Genomic DNA, 20,188 nt, shown 5'->3' with positions numbered 1-20,188 from the left:
TACTACCATAAGAAAAGTATGCCCTATATCAGTCGCTTTATGCAAAATAGATTTAGGTTACTTCAATTCCAGTGAATGCTATAAAATCACATTACATTAAGATATGCGGTACCTGTAATTTCAAAGCCTTTATTGCATTTGATAAGCACGGCAAACTTATATTCTCCGGTATTATCAAAATTTATGTTCATCCATAGCGTTTTCACTCTTATGATATTTTCTTCAGCCAGCACTATGCTCTCTTCTGTTTCTTTAACAATGTTTCCAAAAGGATCGGTAATCATTATTTTAAATATTACTAATCCGTTTGGTATTCCCTGAATAATCGTATATGTATAAAACTTCTTTATATTTGCCTTGGCCGCAGCAGTAAATGGATTGCAGATATACATCTTTTTGCCGTTGCTATTTGTAATATTCTCACATGCTATAATATTGCATACAGGAATCCTTACAGATATATCCAATAATCTCACCTCTTTATGGTAATTATTGTCATAGAATATTATATTTAAACCATAAAGAGATTATCCATAATATTTAAAGATAATATATGCCCATGAAATGGATGATACATATTTTATATTTGAAGAATATTATGGAAAGAGCAATTAGCGGAAAGTTTTTAGAGTCTATTAACTTTAGCTTCAGGATAAGCAGAATCAGACTTTTGCATAGCAAGTTTTGATTCTGCCCTTAACAAGTTTACATACTCTAGTACTTCGAGTTTAGCGATTGAAATAATATTCTTCAAATAATCTTTATGCATATTGAAATGAAAAATTAGTGGCGGGAGCATGTGGGAATCGAACCCACCTGCCCATTTTTAAGATGGGCAAGCTGGTTTTGAAGACCAGTAGGCACACCGGCACCTATCTACCCCCGTGATATATTGTAAACGTCGATAATTATAGCATATTGATTTTATCTTTACAACCGTAAATTTTGGCAACTTCGATTCGTAATATGAACTTATGTTATTTTGAACACTCATTCGCCAGATTCAAGTTTTGTAAGTTCTAAGGTCAGCAGCCTTAAGAATCCAAGAGCTTTTAAAACTCGTTTCACTCAGACAATCAAAAGCTCTAAGGATTCTTATGCGGCAGCAGGCCAAGAACTTATCAAAACTCTCATAATGCTCATTCGTCGCTCAAAATAACATAGTCCTATTTATGCCTGATTTCAAATTGCGAATTGAAGATAAATTATATGAAGAATATTACTCCAATATGAAAAAAACGCCCATTTCGGGCATACCATGCGACTATGGCATTTTATATTTAAAAAATGATATGTAAAGAACATTAAAGAAAGGTTATGTAATTATGTTAAATTAATTATGCTCAATTGATTTTCCCTTGTTTTTTAAAATACTCCTGCATCCCATGAGCTTTATTACAAATAAAAACATTCCTATTGAAATGACAATATCGCCTATACTTATCACAAAGGGGCGGGGATATGGCCTCGGAATTATATCGCAAAGAGGATAAAGAAGCGTATTTTTATCTATCAATTTATATAGGCCATAAGACGAAATATTATCGACCATATAGCCGAGGTTTGCTTTAAAGGCGGAAATTTTGCTTACCGGCATAAGCCCTCCGTTTGCGAAAATAGCTGCGGCATTCATGAAAAAACCTGCGCCCATAATAAGCACGCCGGTACATTTCCTGTTAAAATACACAAAAATAAATAAAAGCATGTACACTATCGCATGAAGAATAAATATTGCAGAACTGCTGAAAAATACATTTCTCCTTATCAGTATCACCACAATATCTTCCAGTATAAAGCTCCCTATTGCAAGTTCAATATATGAAATATCAGCATTCTTAAAATTGTTTATGCTTCCCTTTAAAATATAACCAATTAGAACAGATAATACAACAGCTTCAGTAAGCATCATTTATCACCTTCGGATTTCAATATGTCCAGAAAAACATCGGCTACTTTTGGATGAAACTGCTTTCCTCTTTCATCTTTTATTATATTTACAGCCTGAGACTTCGTCATAGCTCTTCTATAGGGCCTGTCCGAACGCATTGCATCAAATGCATCGGCAATGGATATTATGTATGCATCCAGCGGTATATCATCTCCGCCTATGCCATCAGGATAACCCTTGCCATCATACCTTTCATGGTGCCACCTGACTATTTTTGGGGACTTTTTTAAAGCATCCACATCTTTTATGATGTTAGCCCCTATTACCGGATGCTGCTTTATAACAGCATATTCATCCTCGCTGAGCCTGCCGGGCTTATTTAAAATAGCCTCAGGTATCCCTATCTTTCCTATATCGTGAAGCAGCGATGCTATCCTGAGGTTTTCTATGTGCTCCTCGCTGTATTTCATATTTCTTGCTATCTTTTCGGCATATTCAAAAACCCTCATAGAGTGCCCCTCGGTATATTTATCCTTTGCCTCTATTGCAAGGGACAGCGCTTTTACCGTGTCCACATACGCCTTTTTCATGTTCGAATACATAACAAAGCTATAACGGGCAAGCATTATTGGTCCGAATATGACAAGTACGCCTATGTAACCATAAGCCTTATATGCTTCTAAAATAATAATTCCCAGAGGTATCATACATATAATTCCTAAAAATACTACCTTAGAATTTTGAAAAATGACACTAGAGAATCTCATATCTCTCCAATAATGCATTAACAAACATAATAGAGCCCAGTTTAGAATCCAAAATACTATTCCAAATAAAAAAATAGGGAATATAACATCTTTCATCTCAGGATTCCCATATCTTCCCCCACATGCTTCATATATCTGAGAACTTACTATAAAGCAGATATTTATGAGAGAAATATTAAAAAGAGTCTTATAAGCAGGAGTATTAAAAATATGATAGTACTTATTATTATTCTTTACAACTCTAAAAAGCATCCCGATCGTTATTACAATAATTACAAATACAGGATTAAATATTACCATAGAAGCAAGCGTTATCGTAAACCCTGTGCTTATAGTCATATTGTTGAAATAAACCTGAAGCGATTCGCTTACAACCTTCAGAAAACAGAATAATACTACTTCTGATAAACTTGCATTTATATTGAATCCATACTTTTTGAAACAAAATATGATCAGTAAAAGTGCAAGCAAGTATATAAATATAAGATACGCCTTCGTTTTAAAATTCAATCCCTTAAACATAATGCACCCCTATGAAAAGGCCGATTACATAATTAACTAGAACCAGGCTACTTCTGAGCCGCCGGCAATTACCAATGCCAGTATGGCAAGCAGAACCTTTAAAACTTTTTTCATTTATATAGCCTCCCCGTATTATTTCTCTGTGCTTTCGCTATTCGCACAGGCTATATATCCCTTCGCTTGATTTAAAAGTACATATAATCGGCCTTATAATTTTATGCTTTTTACTCTTTTGTTTACTGCGTCCAAAGCAGCATACACAATAGTCTCGTTCATGTCATCTCTTGCTACAGCCGCCCCTGCCAGAGTTTCTTCCGCAAAGTTTACCCTCGCGGTGACAAGTACGGTAACGACAGTACAACCATTTATATTGTTTACAAGAATATCATTGGTGCACAGAATATTGGGTTGTCCAATTATTTCCTCCACCGATTTCAATGTCGCCTCCGAGATCATCCTGTATCTGTTCGACACAGTATTTACCCCTCTCTGTCTGGATGTGTACTCGACATCATCATACATAAGCTTAACCTCTGCATCTATCTCATTTCCTGAAGAAGTGACAGAAACTCCTGCAAAGTTTATTCTGGATATTATCCTGCTCTCGGCGCCTTTAAATTGAACAACGCTTATTATCTTATAATCTATTTTAATATCAAACTTCGTCACCAATGCGGTTTGAATATCTCTCGATATCTGTTTGGGTGACTTTGAACCGTCAGACAGTATATGTATCTCCTCTATCCCATTTTCGTTCCCAACTACCCTGCAAAGTTCTACGCCATCTATCCTCTCGAGAAGATCTTGAATGGAAGATATATCCATAATATACCTCTTTTCATTATACGTATATAAAATATCAAATATTTTACATTTTCATAAGAAAAGATATCTTTTACAATGATAAAATGCACAACAAAATAATCGCACTTTAAAATATCCAGTGCATTTCACATATAAACATTATAAGTCATTTTTTGCCACTTATCAATTAAAAAATTTATATTCCCAATCAATCCCCAATGTTAAATCAATATCCTTTTGTCCCCTATCCTTTTCGTAATCTTATTATCATCAAAATATTCAAGAAGGGACACGGCGTATTTCCTTGTAGTCTTTAAAAGATCCCTGTACTGCGCAAGGTTTATATCTCCATATTTATTTATAAATCCCTTTAATGCGGAAATAGAACCATCATACGTATCCCTTGAAATAATCATGTCTTCATTTATTTTAACAAGTTGCCCATTATCCATTAAAAATCCAAGTACCATGCCTGCAGCTTCTTTATCGGCACCGAAGTTATCAATCACTTCGGAAGTTTTGGGAACATTTATTCCTGCCTGTCCATACAGCTTCATTATTTTTTGCTTTATATCCTCCTGCCTGCTGTCAAGTCTAATTTCAAAATCGTATAGGGATATATATTTATTGCTTATTTTTATCTCTTTCATATCTTTTAACATCACAAGCAGGTCATCGAATATGTTCTGCTTGACGCTGCTTTTTAATGCGCGGCTTTTAAGCTCTTCCTTCGACATTCCCGGCCTTAAAGGATACTTTTCATGAAACTGTCCAAGAATGGCCCTGAATTTATTCGCTATTTCATCTATATACTTTCTATGGACATAGCAATAACTATCCCCTATAGAAAATGCGACTAATCTTCTGCTCTTTATCAGGCGGTCAATTATGCTGCCAACTTCGTTTAAGCCCTTCCCTGTCGATTTTGCCAGATGCTTAGCATCAGGAAAATCAGCGCTGGTTTTTAACGTTTCATTTTCTATTATTTCATCTAAATCGCCTTTTTCCATCTTTGCAAGTTCATCTATAACTTCCCTGTCAAACCTTTTATGCTTTTTTGCATTGGAATTTATGATGGTACCTCCTCCTATAGTAAACATGGGGGAGTAACGGCGTATTATGTATTTGTCTCCTGAAAGAGCCGAAATGGGACTTTCAAGTCTTATCTGCACAAGGCTGCTTTCACCCGGTTTGAGCTCTTCATCTTCAAGCAGTATAACTCTTCCGAACAGTTCCTCAGTACCCTGATATACTCTGACCCTTTCCCTGTTTTTAAGCGGTTTCCCTGCATCCTTCAGATAATTGAGCCTGCAATCGATCATTGTAGAAGGTTCCATGCTTTTTATGGAGGCTGCAACATATCCTCTTCTTATATCTTCCACCTTGATGTTTGCAATATTTATAGCCACCCTCTGTCCTGCATATGCTGTCTTTACAGGCTGTTCATGCACCTGTATGCTCCTTGCCCTTGTCTCAACCTTTACAGGGAATATTTCGATTTTGTCACCCTCATCGATTTTACCGCTGATTAATGTTCCTGTTATTACTGTTCCAAAACCGCTTATCGTAAATACCCTGTCGATCGGCAGCCTGAATATGCCTCCTTCATCCTTTGCAGCTACTTTATCGGACAGCCTATCGATCAGTTTTACAAGCGTATCGATGCCCTTTCCTGTAACGGATGATACCGGCACGATATCTGCATCCTGCAAAAATGTACCTTTCAAATATTCCCTTATATCTTCTATAACAGCATCCAGCCATTCCTTCTCAACAATGTCAGTCTTGGTAACTACGACTATTCCGTTTTTTATATCAAGAAGGGATAAAATATTAAGATGTTCCCTCGTCTGAGGCATTATCCCTTCATCGGCCGCTATAACCAAAAGCACCATGTCTATGCCGCTTGCCCCGGCAAGCATATTCTTTATAAATTTTTCATGGCCGGGTACATCGATAATACCCGCCCTTTTGCCCGAAGGCAGATCAAAGTAAGTAAAACCGAGATTTATAGAGATGCCTCTTTTCTTCTCCTCCTCAAGCGTATCGGTATCCCTGCCGGTAAGGGCTTTTATCAGAGCTGTTTTCCCATGGTCTATATGACCCGCCGTACCTATAATAATATGTTTCATATCAGACACCTCTTAAGATATGGTAAAGCGTATCTGCGATTATGTTAAATTCATCATCGCCTATGGTCCTTGCGTCCATGAGCAGGGAATCTTTATAAGTTCTTGCGATTATGGGTATGGAAGCATTTCTTAATCCTTTCTCGAGTTCATTTATTGTTATATTCAGCGGCTTAATGGATACCGCAAAAGTCGGGAGGTTCTCAAGAGGCATTGAGCCCCCTCCAACTTCCGAATATTCCCTCATTATGCTCAAATCAGCATAATCTCCGGCGCTATTTTTAATCATGTTCAAAAGCTTAACAGCCTTTTTCTCAAGTTCATCGGCGCTTAAAGTTATCATCCTTAATGTAGGGATCGTCTTTACAGCATCTTCTATGTCCAGGTATTTCCTAAGAGTAGCCTCCAGAGCAGCTATTGTCATCTTGTCCAGCCTTACAGCCCTTGTGAGTGGATTTTTTTTCATCAAATCTATATACTTTTTCTTTCCGACTATCAGACCAGCCTGGGGTCCGCCTAACATTTTGTCGCCGCTGAACGTTACTATATCTATACCTGATTTTATTGCATCCTGCACCGTAGGTTCGCCTGAAATTCCGTATTTAGTGAAATCTACGAAGTTTCCGCTGCCTATATCCATTATGACCGGCACATCATTTTTATGGGCGAGCGGCGCTATATCTCTGCCGCTTACGGATTCCGTAAACCCTACTATTCTATAGTTGCTGGTATGTATCTTCAAAAGAGCACCAGTATTTTCACTTATAGCGTTTTCATAATCATAAAGATGCGTTCTATTGGTTGTCCCAACTTCTATAAGTTTTGCTCCGCTAAGTTCCATTACATCAGGTATTCTGAAGGAGCCGCCTATTTCGACAAGCTCCCCCCTCGATACTACGGCCTCTCTATTTTTGCAAAGAGTACTCAATGCAAGCAGCACTGCAGCGGCATTGTTGTTTACAGCCATTGCGGATTCAGCACCTGTAATCTCCCTGATTATCCACTCTATATGGCTGTACCTGGAGCCCCTTTGCTTTTTTTCTATATCAAATTCAAGATTGCAGTAATGCCTTGCAGCGCTTGAAACAGCATCTATCGCTTCGCTGCACAGCAATGACCTGCCTAAATTCGTATGTATTATTATACCTGATGCATTAATAACTCTTCTTAAATGATTTCGATTTTTTTGTATGGCCATATCCTTTATATCACAGATGATATTTTTAATATCGATAGTATCGCATTTATCATTTATTATATCTTCCCTTACATTTTCAAGCACTTCTCTTGTCGCATCCGCTACAATATGCCTTGGAACAGAAACTGTAATATCTAAAATATCTTTAGTGTTTAAAATTTCATCCACTTTCGGAATGGCGTTCAACAATTGTTTTTTATCCATATTTTCCTCCGAAAACTAATCAACATAAATAAAATAATCCTGCTTTTTTGTAACCTCCCCAACTATGCTGCAGCTTGTTTTTATGTTTTCGAGATCTGATATCATTTTATACGCATCAGCTTTATCCGCCGAGATCAAAAGCCCTCCCGAAGTTTGAGGATCAAACATTATGTCCTTTATATTTTGCTCGACAAAATCGCCGAATAAATATTTGCCTTCCATATATTTTCTATTTCTGTATGCCCCTGAAGGTATTATTCCCATGCCGGCAAATTCTTTTGCACCTTTTATAAGCGGTATTTCTTTATGATGTACCCTTGCAGATACATGGCTTGATGATACCATCTCATACAAATGTCCCATAAAGCCGAATCCCGTGATATCGGTGCACGCATGCACGTTATACTTCGAGGCAATTTGAGAAGCATATTTATTGAGATACGACATTACCTCAACGGAATCTTTGATATTTCTTTCGTCAGCTATACCGCCTTTTATTGCGGTATTTATGATGCCCGTACCAAGAGGCTTCGTCAGTATCAATAAATCTCCTGCCCTGGCAGTGGAATTTGTGAGCACTTCTTCAGGGTTTATGATCCCCATCACGGACAGCCCATACTTTGGTTCATTATCATCTATCGAATGTCCTCCGGCTATAACGGCACCGGCTTCGATTACCTTATCCGCCCCTCCCTTTAGTATTTGTCCTAATACATCAGGTGAAAGGCATGTCGGGAAACATACTATATTCAATGCAAGGACAGGCTTGCCGCCCATTGCATATATGTCGCTCAGCGAGTTTGCAGCTGCTATCTGGCCAAATGTATATGGATCATCGACAACAGGAGTAAAAAAATCCAGTGTCTGTATTATTGCAGTATCATCACTTATTTTGTACACTGATGCATCATCAGATGTATCTATTCCTACAAGCAGGTTGGGATTATCTGTTTTTGGTATGTGACGCAGCACCTGCGCCAGGGTTTCCGGCCCGATTTTTGCCGCTCACCCGGCCTTTTCGGTCATCTGTGTCAGCCTTATATCCTTCATCTTTTTCCCTCCCCTGCTAAAGTTTATAATATAAAAACCCTACTATGCAATAATTTTACCCGTTGTGTCCATTTAAATCAATGCCTTTTATTCCGTAAGTGCAATTTTTAATATGTGCTTTTGATGTTTTGAATACTTCATTCGCTAGATTCAAGTTTTGTAGGTTCTAAGGCTTGCAGCCTTGAAAATCCAAGAGCTTTTGAAACTCGCTGCGCTCAAACATTCAAAAGCTCTAAGGACTTTCTATGGCAGCAAAGCCAAGAACTTATCAAAACTTTCATAATGCTCATTACGTTGTTTAAAACATCAAAATTTTATTTATACTCGATTTCAAATCACGAATCGAAGCAATTTGTAATATGTGCTCGTGTTGTTTTGAGCACTCTTAATCTACTGCCAGCATATCCTTTATGCTCTCAAACCTTTTTCCGTTTCCTATACCTCTCACATTGGAAAGCTCGTCAATAGATTTAAAAGGACCGTTTTTATTCCTGTATTCTACGATATTTGCCGCATATGACTTCCCGATCCCGGGCAAAAATTCATCAAGTTCATCGGCACTTGCAGTATTTATGCTTATCTTACCATCCTTTATGGGGCTTGTTTTTTGATCATCGTTGTTTTGCCCGCTTTCTTTAGACGGGATCTTAATATGCTCTTCATCTTTTAACTTCTCGGCAAGATTTACCGATCCGGTATCGGCATTATCTGAAAACCCACCTGCAAGACCTACTAAATCGCTTATCCTGCTGCCTTGCTTCAGCTTATACAATCCCGGTTTTTTTACCTCTCCGGTTATATAGTCATATATATAAATTTCCTTCTCAGGCTTTGCATTGTTTTGTACCGCCTCTTCTTTTTTTACCACTTTTACATCGCTGCTTTTAAATATTACAAACCTGTATAATAAGGCTATGCCTATAATCAATGCTATTATTATGATAATAATTTTTTCTTCATTTCTTTTCAATTCAAACATAATACATCACCATTCAAATTATATCCATTATGCTGTTTATATAACAAAACCGGTGTATATATTATTTCTTTTAAAAAACACAAGTTTATTTATGCCAAATCTCATATTATAAACGAAAATTTGACGAATCGGAGAATAGAATGTGTGCCCGGATTAACACGCTCTAAAGCCTTTCCGCGGCGCTGTCTTCATAATATTCTCGAAATATAAAATATACATTCAATAGTGAAAATAATGTTGAAACTATTTCTATTTCTGATAAAATAATAATATAAAATGCTTTTCTGTTTTATTCTTTTTAAGAATAAGGATAGCTTAACTGTCAGGCTTCTTAAATAAGTACTGATGTACTTATTTAAGAAGCCCCCACCTCAAACGCTGTTAGCGTTAAGCGGTGGATGTTCACATATGTTTCACAAAAGCATGTTTTTAGGGGGGCATTTTTGTGAAAAAAGTTTTATTGATTTTGTTAATTATATATTTATCCATTCGGCCAGTAGAAGCCTTTGCGGCGTCTCATCCTCCCGTTGTCGCAGACGGTGCCGTGCTTGTTGATGCGGATTCAGGACAAATACTGTACGAAAAAAACAAAGATACAAAATTCTATCCTGCAAGTACCACAAAAATAATGACAGCATTGCTTGTACTCGAGTACTGCAAGCTTGACGACAAGGTTATCATAGGCAAAAAACCGTCATCTTTCATCGATGGAAGCAAAATATATCTATTTTTAGATGAAGAGTTCACAGTAGACCAGCTCCTCCATGCACTGCTTATCGCATCCGCCAATGATGTGGCTCTTGCCTTTGCCGAACACGTTGCAGGTTCTGAAGCTGCTTTTGCTGATCTTATGAATAAAAAAGCCGAACAACTCGGATGTTTAAATACGCATTTTGCTAATCCGCATGGTTTATATGACCCTGCACACTATACTACTGCCTATGATTTATCGCTTATAGCAAGGGAAGCGATGAAAAATGAAACATTCAGGCAAATTGTCAATACCAAATCCTACTCTATACCTCCTACGAACAAACAGCCTGAGCAAAGGTCGTTAAATACCAATGATATGCTAATATTGAACACAAAATACCACGTGGACGGGGCTAATGGCATAAAGGTAGGCTATACATCAGAGGCAGGCCACAGTTTTGTAGGCTCAGCATACAGAAACGGAAGAGAACTCATAGTTGTGCTCCTCCACGATAAAAAGCCGGGATTATTTGAAGATGCTTCCTCACTTTTAAATTATGGCTTCAATGATTTTTCCACGGTAAAGGAATTATCCCAGAATAGTGAAGTTACAAGCATAAGGGTAACTGATTCGGAAACTCAAATACCTCTTCTGGCGAAGGAAGATCTTTATTATACTTATCCAAAAGATGAAGTGCCGGATATAAGCAAAAATATCATAATAACCGCCAGTGCCGTTACCAGCATAACAAAAGGCGAAAAACTAGGATATGCCGAGTATTTTGATCATGGTAAAAAGATAGGAACGGTCGATCTTCTCGCTGCCGGCAATTTAAATGCTACACTTTTAAGCAGTTACAAAAGCGATGAAAACGGCGAGGTGAAAAAATCCTTCAATATTATCGCTTCAATCCCTGCGTCATTATTTTTATTGGCAGGCTCTTTTGCATTGTACAAAATATTTTCATCAAGAAAGAGGAGCATGAACAATTAATAGCATGCTCCCCTTTTTATATTCCCAATCATATATTTATAACTTCAGCGTCGGCCCATAATCTTTCAAGATTATAAAAGTCTCTGTCTTCATTATGAAATACATGTATTATTACACTGCCAAAATCCAGCAAGACCCATCTTCCAGAATCATATCCTTCTTTATGATTTAATACATAACCGCTTTCAACAAGCTTACCTTCGATCTCATCTGCTATAGCTTTTACCTGTATGACAGATTTACCGCTGCATATTATAAAATAATCTGCAATTGGAGATATTCCTCTTAAATCAAGTACTTTGATATCCTGTGCTTTTTTGCTGTCTGCCGCGCTGCATGCTCTTAATATAAAAGCACTGCTGTAGTTATCAACCAAAAAATATGCCCCCCATATTATTTATCTATATACTATATATTGTTTATAATATTTTCCGTATCTTTCCCTAAAATTATCAAGATGTCCACTTTCGATAATTTATCCTGTTTTTTTTCGATATGGCTTATATCAAGTTCTGATGCCACCGCATTCGCATTGCCTTGTTTTAATGTTTTATCGATTATATATGAATTATTAAGATCAACGCCTGAAATATTTCCGATGCTTACCACATTATAGCCTTTTTTCTTAAGGGCATTCCTTAATTTTGATGCAGCACCATTCACATTTGAGCCATTTAATATTTGAATTTTTATGGCGCTTTTGTCAACCTCTAAAGTGCTATCAGATACGTTTTCTATTCCCAAAGCAGCTATGATCTCCTTATTTTTTTCAGGTTTATATATAATATAGGATATACCACCTATATATTTCGGATCTCCCTGCAAAGTATATTTTTGAATGGAACTCGCATTTATTTTCGGCAAATCCTTCGACAAGCCAAGCATCGTCATGGGCTCCATATTTGTATCTACATACTCCGGCAGTATTTTCATAATATAAGGCAGTTTCAATACTGTTGAAGGGGATTTCAACTTTTCAATTACTTTTATCATAAAATCCTGCTGGGTTTGAATCCTGCCAAGATCTCCTTCGGCATAACCAGAACCGTTATTATTTTTCCTCCACCTGACAAACTCCTCGGCCTTTTGCCCGTTTAGATGGACGCTTTGCCCCTTTGTAAAATGAATGTGAAGATTTTGAGCAGGATCATCGTAATTCATGTTATATGGTATAACGACATCGATTCCGCCCATCGCATCTATTATTTTTCTGAATCCTTCATAATTGATTTCAACAAAATAATTTATATCAATGTCCAAAAGGTCCTCAACAGTTTTTACTGCAAGTTCAGTCCCACCATATGCATTTGCAGCATTAATCTTTTCTACGCTTCCGTTTATAGTAACTTTAGTATCCCTCGGGATCGATACCATGGACATTTCTGATGAATTCGGATCATAATGTACGATTATCATAGTATCCGATCTTTTGGGACCGTTTTTAGAGCCCACAGTTCCTATGTCCACTCCCAAAATCAATACATTAAAAGGCTTTCCCGGCTTCACAGCTTTAGGCTGGGCCTCTGCTTCATTTCCGGTATTCTTTTTCTTTGAAAAACTGTCCAAATAAAGATATACTGCTGCGCTGCCTGCGACCACAACCACCATGAGTATTACAGCTACTACACCTAAAATTTTTTTCATAAACAGACTCCTTAAAAGATACTATATAAAAGATACTAAATTTTATTTATTTTGACATAGTATAAAATTCCTTGCATCAACTGTTAAAGTGTCCAGTAATTGTCCTCTATTTATAACATACAGTATAGTACTTTCAATTGCAAGCAATACCCCTTTGTCAATATCTTCAAATGCCGCCGTCCTTAGCTTTTCGACACCCTCAAAATCCCTGTTGGGCTCTATAAAGTCAGCCATATATATTATTTTATCGAGCATAGACATGTTCTCACAGCCTGTCGTATGATATTCAATGGAATGCAGTATTTCCTCATCATTGACGCCAAAATCCCTTCTGGCGACATACGCCCCTACGGGACCGTGAAGGAGCTCAGGCTGCATGACAAATATTTTTTTTATACCGATTTTAAATTCTTTTGCCAACTTTAAAAGCTCATCCGTTGAAAAGCCCTTGGCACAATCGTGTATCAGTCCGGCAAGTGATGCCTTGGCGACATCGGCATTATACTTTTTTGCAAGTTTTACCGCTGTCTTCTGGACCCCGAGAGAATGATTGTATCTTTCCTCGCTTATCATGCTCTTCAACTTAAGGTATATATCTTCTTCCTTCATATTATTCACTCCATTGGTTATACAAATTATTTTTTAAAATATACTGTTCAACATTTTCCGGCACCATATATTTTATAGACTGTCCTTTTGAAACTCTTTCCCTTATCATTGAAGACGATATATCAATTCCCGGAACATCTATAGATATTATATCACAGTTGAAATCGTGCCTGAGTTCAAATATTCTTCTGCTTAACAGCTCACTATCATAACCCGGCCTGTTCACAGCGACAAATTTGCAGAGGGTCAAAAGCTTGTATGAATCTTTCCATGTCAGTATCTCAAGTACCGTATCGGCTCCGGTTATAAAATAAATTTCGATGCTATTACCAAGTATTTCTCTTACTTTGATTATAGTATCTATAGTATATGTTATGCCCTGGCGGTCGATCTCTATCCTTGATACGTCAAAATATGGATCCGATACTACCGCCATCTGAAGCATATCATACCTTTGTATGCACGATGATATATTACGGTTATCTTTATGCGGTGGGTTGCCGTCAGGTATAAACACCACCTTATCTAAGTTAAATCTTTCTCTTACGGTTTCAGCAGTTATAAGGTGTCCTATATGGACCGGATCAAAGGTGCCGCCCATCAGCGCGACCCTCTTTACTCTTTGCTTCTTTAGCTTATATAGTATATCCTCCATCTCTTATGTCTCCCAATACGTTCTAATAAACTCCGGTTAAACATATTGTACACTAAAACTATATAATTTAAAAGGAAGACAATTTTTAACGGACACATATTTTATATTTGAAGAATATTATTTTTTATTATTCTACAAAATCAAATTCGAAATCATTCATTTTTATAGTGTCCCCTTCTTTTGCTCCCATCTGTTTAAGCTCATCTATTATTCCTTTTTTCTGAATGGCTTTTTCAAAATATCTAAGGGATTCACTGTCGTTTATATTGAATTTTTTAAACAATCTGTCTACATATGAACCTGTAATCACATATTTATTGTTCTCGATTTTTATTTCATATCCCTTTGAATCCTTTTCATCATCCAGCTTAAAATATTCCTGTTCGAGGGATATATTGCTTTTTTCTTCGGGAATTTTATCCAACATATCCGAAACATAGTACATAAGCTCCTTAAGATTGCTATTGGTTGCGGCAGATACCTTGAATACCTTTATTCCTCTTGTTTTCATTTCCTTCTCAAAGGCAATAAAATTTTCCCCAGAGCCGGTAATATCGCTTTTGTTGGCAGCAACAACCTGCATCTTTTTTACAAGCTCCGGATTATACATTTTCAGTTCACCATTTATTTTATCAAAATCATCTATGGGATTCCTTCCCTCAATACCTGATATATCAACCACATGTATAAGGACTTTTGTCCTCTCTATATGCTTTAAAAACTCAAAGCCAAGTCCGCTTCCTTCATGTGCGCCCTCGATCAGTCCCGGTATGTCGGCAAGCACAAAACTTTTGCCTCCAGAAAGTTCCACAACTCCCAAATTGGGTGTCAAGGTCGTAAAGTGGTAATCGGCTATCTTGGGCTTAGCGGCCGTTACCATGGAAAGTATTGTAGATTTACCTACATTAGGAAATCCTATAAGGCCGACGTCTGCCAGAAGCTTAAGTTCAAGGCCGATATTCATCTCCTCGCCCTCCTGCCCCGGCTCCGCAAAATTCGGTGCCTGCCTCGTGGGATTTTTAAACCTTGTATTTCCTCTTCCGCCTCTTCCGCCTCTTGCCACTATAACTTTCTGCCCGTCTTCTGTCAGATCCGCTATTATCCTCTGACTTTCGGCATCCTTTACCAGCGTCCCCTTGGGAATTTTTATTATTAGGCTGCTTCCATCCCTTCCATGGCAGTTGTTCGTACCGCCATCTTCACCATTTTCGGCAACATATTTTCTTTTGTATCTAAAATCCATAAGAGTCCTGATATCCGAATCGGCTTCGAATATCACATCGCCACCCCTTCCGGCATCTCCGCCGTCCGGTCCTCCCTTGGGCACATATTTTTCCCTTCTAAAAGATACGGCACCATTACCGCCGTTTCCTGACTTTACATATATATTTGCAGTATCTATAAACATTTAAACCACCACCGCACTGTATTTTTCACAACTACACATAGTTATTATTAGCAGATAAAAAACATTTAAGCAGTATATCATTCAGCTGCAAAATATTAAAGACAATGCCAAATCGTTTTGATGCATGGAATATGATATATCAATATTGAGTCCCTTAAACTCTTCTACTGTTTTTGCCAATTCATCTTCACGATTATTACCGTATATATTTACTTCGTTATTTATATTGTTTGAAAAAGTTATGTATAATTTATTATCTTCAGTATAAACATCTATATAAATTATTTTGTCGCTTTTTTGCTGGGTTTTACCGATAATATAATCGAACAGCTTTATCATCGACTCAGCTATATTTTCATATCCTGAATCGAAAAAATTGTTTACTGATGAATCGGTTTCAATTTCCATATCGATATCTATATCGTTCTTATATGCTTCTCTTACAAGTGAATATAAAGATAACGAAAGCAAAGGGTTTTGAATCCTGTATATATCGCCGTAAACATCATACCTTTTGTTTATATGCTTTATATAATCCGCTGCTTTTTCATACTTTTTAAGCTGCATATAACCCCATATTACCTGTATATGATTCATAAAATCATGTCTTTGTTTCCTCATATATTCTATAATACAGCCGGCATTTTCCTTATCTCTAACAAATGCATTATCCAAATAATACCACTTCCTTAAACAGCTTTAATAGATTATACTCTGACAAATCCCATACTATAAAAGGGCATATGCATATCTTATATCAATATACATAAGCCCTTCATTAAATGGCTTGATTATTGAGCTGCTTCCTGTTCAGGATAAACGCTTACCTTTTTCTTGTCTCTGCCGTTTCTTTCAAATTTAACTTTGCCGTTAATTTTCGCAAATAATGTATCATCTTTTCCTATTCCAACATTTATACCGGGATATATCCTTGTGCCCCTTTGCCTTACAAGAATATTTCCCGCCAAAACAGCCTGACCGTCTCCTCTTTTAACACCAAGTCGTTTTGATTCGCTCTCTCTGCCGTTTCTGGAACTTCCTACTCCCTTTTTATGAGCCATGTATTACACCTCCCGTTACAGATTTATCTTAACTTCATGCATTTATCTTGTCTATCTGAACTTTTGTATATGGCTGACGGTGTCCCTGTTTCCTTCTGTAGTCTTTCTTAGGTTTATACTTAAAGATAACGACCTTTTTTTCTTTTCCATGGGATAACACTTTTGCTGTTACGTTGGCACCTTCAACCAAAGGCTTCCCAACAGTCAATTTATCATCGGCCGAAACTGCGATAACATCATCAAATTGAACAGTAGAATCTACCTTGGCATCCAATTTTTCGACATATATTATATCGCCTTCTTGAACCTTGAACTGCTTTCCTCCTGTCGCTATAATTGCATACATTGTCAAACACACCTCCTCTACCCAGTCTCGCCGTATCGGGTAGCATTTATGCAAGCTTTTCTTCATGATAATATGCTTTTGATACCCTTAACGTGCGGCTTACGTTGAAATTGTACCATACATGACAGTAACTGTCAATAAACCTCTTACGGACTTACTTCGATTCGTAATATGAACTTATGTTATTTTGAACACTCATTCGGCAGATTCAAGTTTTGTAAGTTCTAAGGCCAGTAGCCTTAAGAATCCAAGAGCTTTTGAAACTCACCTTGCTCAGACATTCAAAAGCTCTAAGGATTCTTATGCGGCAGCAGGCCAAGAACTTATCAAAACTCTCATAATGCTCATTCGTCGCTCAAAATAACATAATCCTATTTATGCCTGATTTCATATTGCGAATTGAAGTTACAGACTTATAATCCGTTTGCCTTTTACCTCATCTGAAATTCAACGGATACGCAATTAGTGCCCGTGAGGTCTTTGCTGTAGCCATCCGGCTGATGCCCTCCGGCAAATAATGTAAACCTTCCGCCTTCATAGACATAATTTCCATCATCATCTATCACGCACATATCCTTCGGTTCAACAGTAAACTCAACCGTCTTCTCCTCTCCGGCATTCAAAGAGATCCTATTTGTTCCGCACAGTTTATGATGCGGCACTCTGAAAGAGGCCTCTTCATCGCGTATATAGAGTTCAACGATCTCCTCGCCTTGGAACTTTCCGGTGTTTTTGACATTCACGAAGCATTTGGCGGGATCACCCGGACTTATTATGTTTTTATCCGTTTTCATGTTCGAATACTCAAATCTAGTATAGCTTAACCCGTATCCAAATGGAAACAGCGGTTTTCCCTTGATGAACTTATAGGTTCTTCCATCCATTGAGTAATCTTCAAAATCAGGCAAGTTATTATCGTTTCTATAGAATGTGACGGGCAAACGTCCCGATGGGCTGTATTCGCCGAATATCAGGTCGCTCACAGCCTTACCTCCCATGGCACCCGGATACCACGCCTGTATGATTGCCGCAGCATGCTCATTCCCGTAGCCAAAATCTATCGCACTTCCTGACATATTTACGATGATCACAGGTGTTTTACTGTCGCAAACAGCTTTAATAAGATCTCTCTGGCATTCTGGCAGAAGAAGATCCTTTTTGTCACCTGTAAAATTTTTATCTGCCATCTCTTCGCCCTCTATTGTCTCATCCAAGCCTACCACAAGCACTACGACATCTGCCATTTCAGCCTGCGTCCTGGCTTCTGAAAATCCAGTATCCTCAATTTTATATTCATACAGGTGTGAGCCTTGCGAGTAATTCACCCTGGCACCCGGCAGTGCTTCTCTTATAGATTCCAGCACAGTATGGTACTGGTTTGCAGTGCCGTAGTAATTTCCCTCTAGTGCAGATATGGAATTTGCATTGGGCCCTATTACAGCTACATTTTTAAGTTTTGTTTTATCAAGAGGAAGTATGCCGTTATTCTTTAAAAGCACCATGGCACGGCAGGCGACTTCATAATTCAGCCTGCGGTGTTCTTCACAATCGACTACATCATATGTGATATCATCGAAAGGTGTTTTCTTGTCGAACATTCCGAGTTTCATACGGGTTTTCATGAGCCGTATAGTCGATTTTCTTATCATATCTTCGGTTATAAGACCTTCTTTTAATGCTGCGAGCAGATAGCCGTACATATTGCCGCAATTTAAATCGCAACCGTTTTTTAATGCCAGAGCCACTGATTCTGTCGGCACATTTGTTATTTTATGATGCAGATGAAAATCTGAAATAGCCCCGCAGTCGGAAGTTACATAGCCGTCAAAACCCCATTTATCCCTTAAAAGATCCTTCAGCAATGTTTTGCTTCCACAGCATGGCTCTCCATTTGTACGGTTATATGCGCCCATAAAGCCTTCTACATTCGCATCCACTAACGCTTTAAATGCAGGCAGATATGTTTCGGCCATGTCCATTTTGGATACGACTGCATTGAATTCATGGCGCTTGCTCTCAGGTCCGCTGTGAACCGCGAAATGTTTTGCACAGGCTGCAGCTTTAAGATACTTTTCATTATCTCCCTGTAAACCCTTGACAAATGCGGTACCTATTTTCGATGTAAGATAAGGATCTTCTCCGTAAGTTTCCTGACCTCTTCCCCATCTCGGGTCTCTGAATATATTTATATTAGGCGACCAGAATGTAATTCCCTTATATATGCCATAATCATGATGTTTTTGATATTGATTATATTTTGCACGCGCCTCTGTGGAAATCACATCGGCAACTTTATAAATAAGCCCATCATCAAATGTCGCCGCAAGGCCTATAGCCTGTGGAAACACAGTAGCCATTCCTGAACGGGCGACTCCGTGGAGTGCCTCATTCCACCAATTGTAATATTGTATCCCCAGCCGTTCCACTTTTGCGCTTTGAAACAGCATTTGCGACACGCATTCATCGATTGTCATACGAGAAACTAAATCTTTTGCCCTCTCTTCGAAGCTAAGGCTCTCATCTTTGTATTTAGGTATACTTTTCATGCTTAATTTCCTCCTTTTTTGTACTTGCTTACATTTCTAAATGCATATTTTATATTCAAATAATATACATACATCATGCATCTCTGATTTTTAGCAATTAATGGGTGAAAAACTTTTCCTCAAGCATCGCGCAAAGAGTATGATAAACAGGCATATGATGTTCCTGTATGTCTGCTGTTGTATCACCGGGCACGTTGATTAAAACATCACATACATGCGCAAGTTCTCCGCCTTTCGGGCCGGTCATCGCTATAATAGTCAATCCCAAAGCTTTCGCAACCTTTGCAGCTTTGACAACGTTTTGAGAATTTCCCGATGTGCTGATGCCTAAAAAAGCATCACCCCTGCGTCCATATCCATAGACCTGCTGTGCAAAAACCATTTCAGGATCAACATCGTTCATGAATGCAGTTGAAAGTGCAGTATGTCCCGTAAGGGCGATCGCAGCAAGAGTCCCTTGAAGATGCTTGCTTTCCTCCCCTATTATGCCTGACATCCTGTAATCAAGGGGACGCTTTTTATAAAAACCTTTCATAAGCTCCCCTACAATATGTTCCGAATCCGCAGCGCTTCCTCCGTTTCCGCATATCAGCACTTTGCCTTTATTTCTATATGTTCTCTGCAAGGCATTATATGCATCCATTATATTCTTTTTCAATAGGACAAGCTCCGGATAACGCTCAAATAACCT

Annotated in this window: 19 protein-coding genes and 1 tRNA gene; 1 reads left to right on the top strand and 19 read right to left on the bottom strand. The window is 38.0% G+C overall.

Annotated elements, in window-relative coordinates; translation table 11 throughout:
* Positions 1-86: 86 nt before the first annotated feature.
* From QME45_01825 to QME45_01785, 9 genes are all read right to left on the bottom strand, one after another.
* Positions 87-467 carry a hypothetical protein gene (locus tag QME45_01825; protein MDI6617398.1) on the bottom strand — a complete coding sequence of 127 codons (381 nt, stop codon included), beginning with the start codon at positions 465-467 and terminating at the stop codon, positions 87-89.
* A gap of 320 nt (positions 468-787) precedes the next feature.
* Positions 788-884: transfer RNA gene (locus QME45_01820), tRNA-Sec, on the bottom strand.
* Positions 885-1,333: 449 nt separating this feature from the next.
* Positions 1,334-1,909: a DUF5317 domain-containing protein gene (locus QME45_01815; GenBank protein MDI6617397.1), complete on the bottom strand. Its 576-nt coding sequence runs from the start codon at positions 1,907-1,909 to the stop codon at positions 1,334-1,336.
* Positions 1,906-3,177 (bottom strand): HD-GYP domain-containing protein, encoded by a 1,272-nt coding sequence (locus QME45_01810; GenBank protein MDI6617396.1) that lies wholly within the window; start codon positions 3,175-3,177, stop codon positions 1,906-1,908. Before QME45_01810 ends, QME45_01815 begins: the two co-directional genes overlap by 4 nt.
* A gap of 207 nt (positions 3,178-3,384) precedes the next feature.
* Positions 3,385-4,002, bottom strand: a complete 618-nt coding sequence (locus QME45_01805; protein ID MDI6617395.1) for a hypothetical protein — start codon at positions 4,000-4,002, stop codon at positions 3,385-3,387.
* Positions 4,003-4,202: 200 nt separating this feature from the next.
* Positions 4,203-6,113, bottom strand: a complete 1,911-nt coding sequence (gene selB / locus QME45_01800; GenBank protein MDI6617394.1) for a selenocysteine-specific translation elongation factor — start codon at positions 6,111-6,113, stop codon at positions 4,203-4,205.
* Position 6,114: 1 nt separating this feature from the next.
* Positions 6,115-7,512: an L-seryl-tRNA(Sec) selenium transferase gene (gene selA, locus QME45_01795; GenBank protein MDI6617393.1), complete on the bottom strand. Its 1,398-nt coding sequence runs from the start codon at positions 7,510-7,512 to the stop codon at positions 6,115-6,117.
* 15 nt (positions 7,513-7,527) lie between these two features.
* Complete coding sequence (selD, locus tag QME45_01790; protein ID MDI6617392.1) at positions 7,528-8,562, bottom strand: selenide, water dikinase SelD; 1,035 nt, start codon at positions 8,560-8,562, stop codon at positions 7,528-7,530.
* Between the two features lie 385 nt (positions 8,563-8,947).
* Entirely contained in the window at positions 8,948-9,541 is a 594-nt protein-coding gene (locus QME45_01785; GenBank protein MDI6617391.1) for a helix-hairpin-helix domain-containing protein, read from the bottom strand.
* A 445-nt stretch (positions 9,542-9,986) separates the two neighbouring features.
* On the opposite strand from QME45_01785, the gene QME45_01780 reads away from it, so the two are divergent.
* On the top strand, positions 9,987-11,228 hold the full coding sequence (locus tag QME45_01780; protein MDI6617390.1) for a D-alanyl-D-alanine carboxypeptidase family protein: 1,242 nt from the start codon (positions 9,987-9,989) through the stop codon (positions 11,226-11,228).
* 28 nt (positions 11,229-11,256) lie between these two features.
* On the opposite strand, the gene rsfS is transcribed toward QME45_01780, so the two are convergent.
* The 10 genes from rsfS to QME45_01730 form a co-directional block, all read right to left on the bottom strand.
* Complete coding sequence (rsfS, locus tag QME45_01775) at positions 11,257-11,604, bottom strand: ribosome silencing factor (GenBank protein ID MDI6617389.1); 348 nt, start codon at positions 11,602-11,604, stop codon at positions 11,257-11,259.
* A 32-nt stretch (positions 11,605-11,636) separates the two neighbouring features.
* Positions 11,637-12,872: an LCP family protein gene (locus QME45_01770; GenBank protein MDI6617388.1), complete on the bottom strand. Its 1,236-nt coding sequence runs from the start codon at positions 12,870-12,872 to the stop codon at positions 11,637-11,639.
* A 42-nt stretch (positions 12,873-12,914) separates the two neighbouring features.
* On the bottom strand, positions 12,915-13,481 hold the full coding sequence (yqeK, locus tag QME45_01765; GenBank protein ID MDI6617387.1) for a bis(5'-nucleosyl)-tetraphosphatase (symmetrical) YqeK: 567 nt from the start codon (positions 13,479-13,481) through the stop codon (positions 12,915-12,917).
* A gap of 1 nt (position 13,482) precedes the next feature.
* Entirely contained in the window at positions 13,483-14,136 is a 654-nt protein-coding gene (gene nadD / locus QME45_01760) for a nicotinate-nucleotide adenylyltransferase (protein MDI6617386.1), read from the bottom strand.
* Positions 14,137-14,263: 127 nt separating this feature from the next.
* Entirely contained in the window at positions 14,264-15,544 is a 1,281-nt protein-coding gene (gene obgE, locus QME45_01755; protein MDI6617385.1) for a GTPase ObgE, read from the bottom strand.
* An 81-nt stretch (positions 15,545-15,625) separates the two neighbouring features.
* A complete protein-coding gene (locus QME45_01750) occupies positions 15,626-16,219 on the bottom strand; it encodes a Spo0B domain-containing protein (GenBank protein ID MDI6617384.1) in 594 nt (197 codons plus the stop codon).
* Between the two features lie 116 nt (positions 16,220-16,335).
* A complete protein-coding gene (gene rpmA, locus QME45_01745; protein ID MDI6617383.1) occupies positions 16,336-16,605 on the bottom strand; it encodes a 50S ribosomal protein L27 in 270 nt (89 codons plus the stop codon).
* 34 nt (positions 16,606-16,639) lie between these two features.
* A complete protein-coding gene (gene rplU / locus QME45_01740; protein MDI6617382.1) occupies positions 16,640-16,951 on the bottom strand; it encodes a 50S ribosomal protein L21 in 312 nt (103 codons plus the stop codon).
* A 431-nt stretch (positions 16,952-17,382) separates the two neighbouring features.
* Positions 17,383-19,497 (bottom strand): glycoside hydrolase family 3 C-terminal domain-containing protein, encoded by a 2,115-nt coding sequence (locus QME45_01735; protein ID MDI6617381.1) that lies wholly within the window; start codon positions 19,495-19,497, stop codon positions 17,383-17,385.
* A gap of 97 nt (positions 19,498-19,594) precedes the next feature.
* The gene (locus tag QME45_01730; protein ID MDI6617380.1) at positions 19,595-20,140 is read right to left on the bottom strand and encodes an SIS domain-containing protein; all 546 of its coding nucleotides are present in this window, start codon (positions 20,138-20,140) and stop codon (positions 19,595-19,597) included.
* Positions 20,141-20,188 lie beyond the last annotated feature (48 nt).

This window comes from Clostridiales bacterium, from assembly GCA_030016385.1.
GTDB lineage: Bacteria > Bacillota > Clostridia > Clostridiales > Oxobacteraceae > JASEJN01.
Note: the sequence above shows the minus strand (reverse complement) of the source record. Positions and strands in the feature narration are given on the sequence as shown.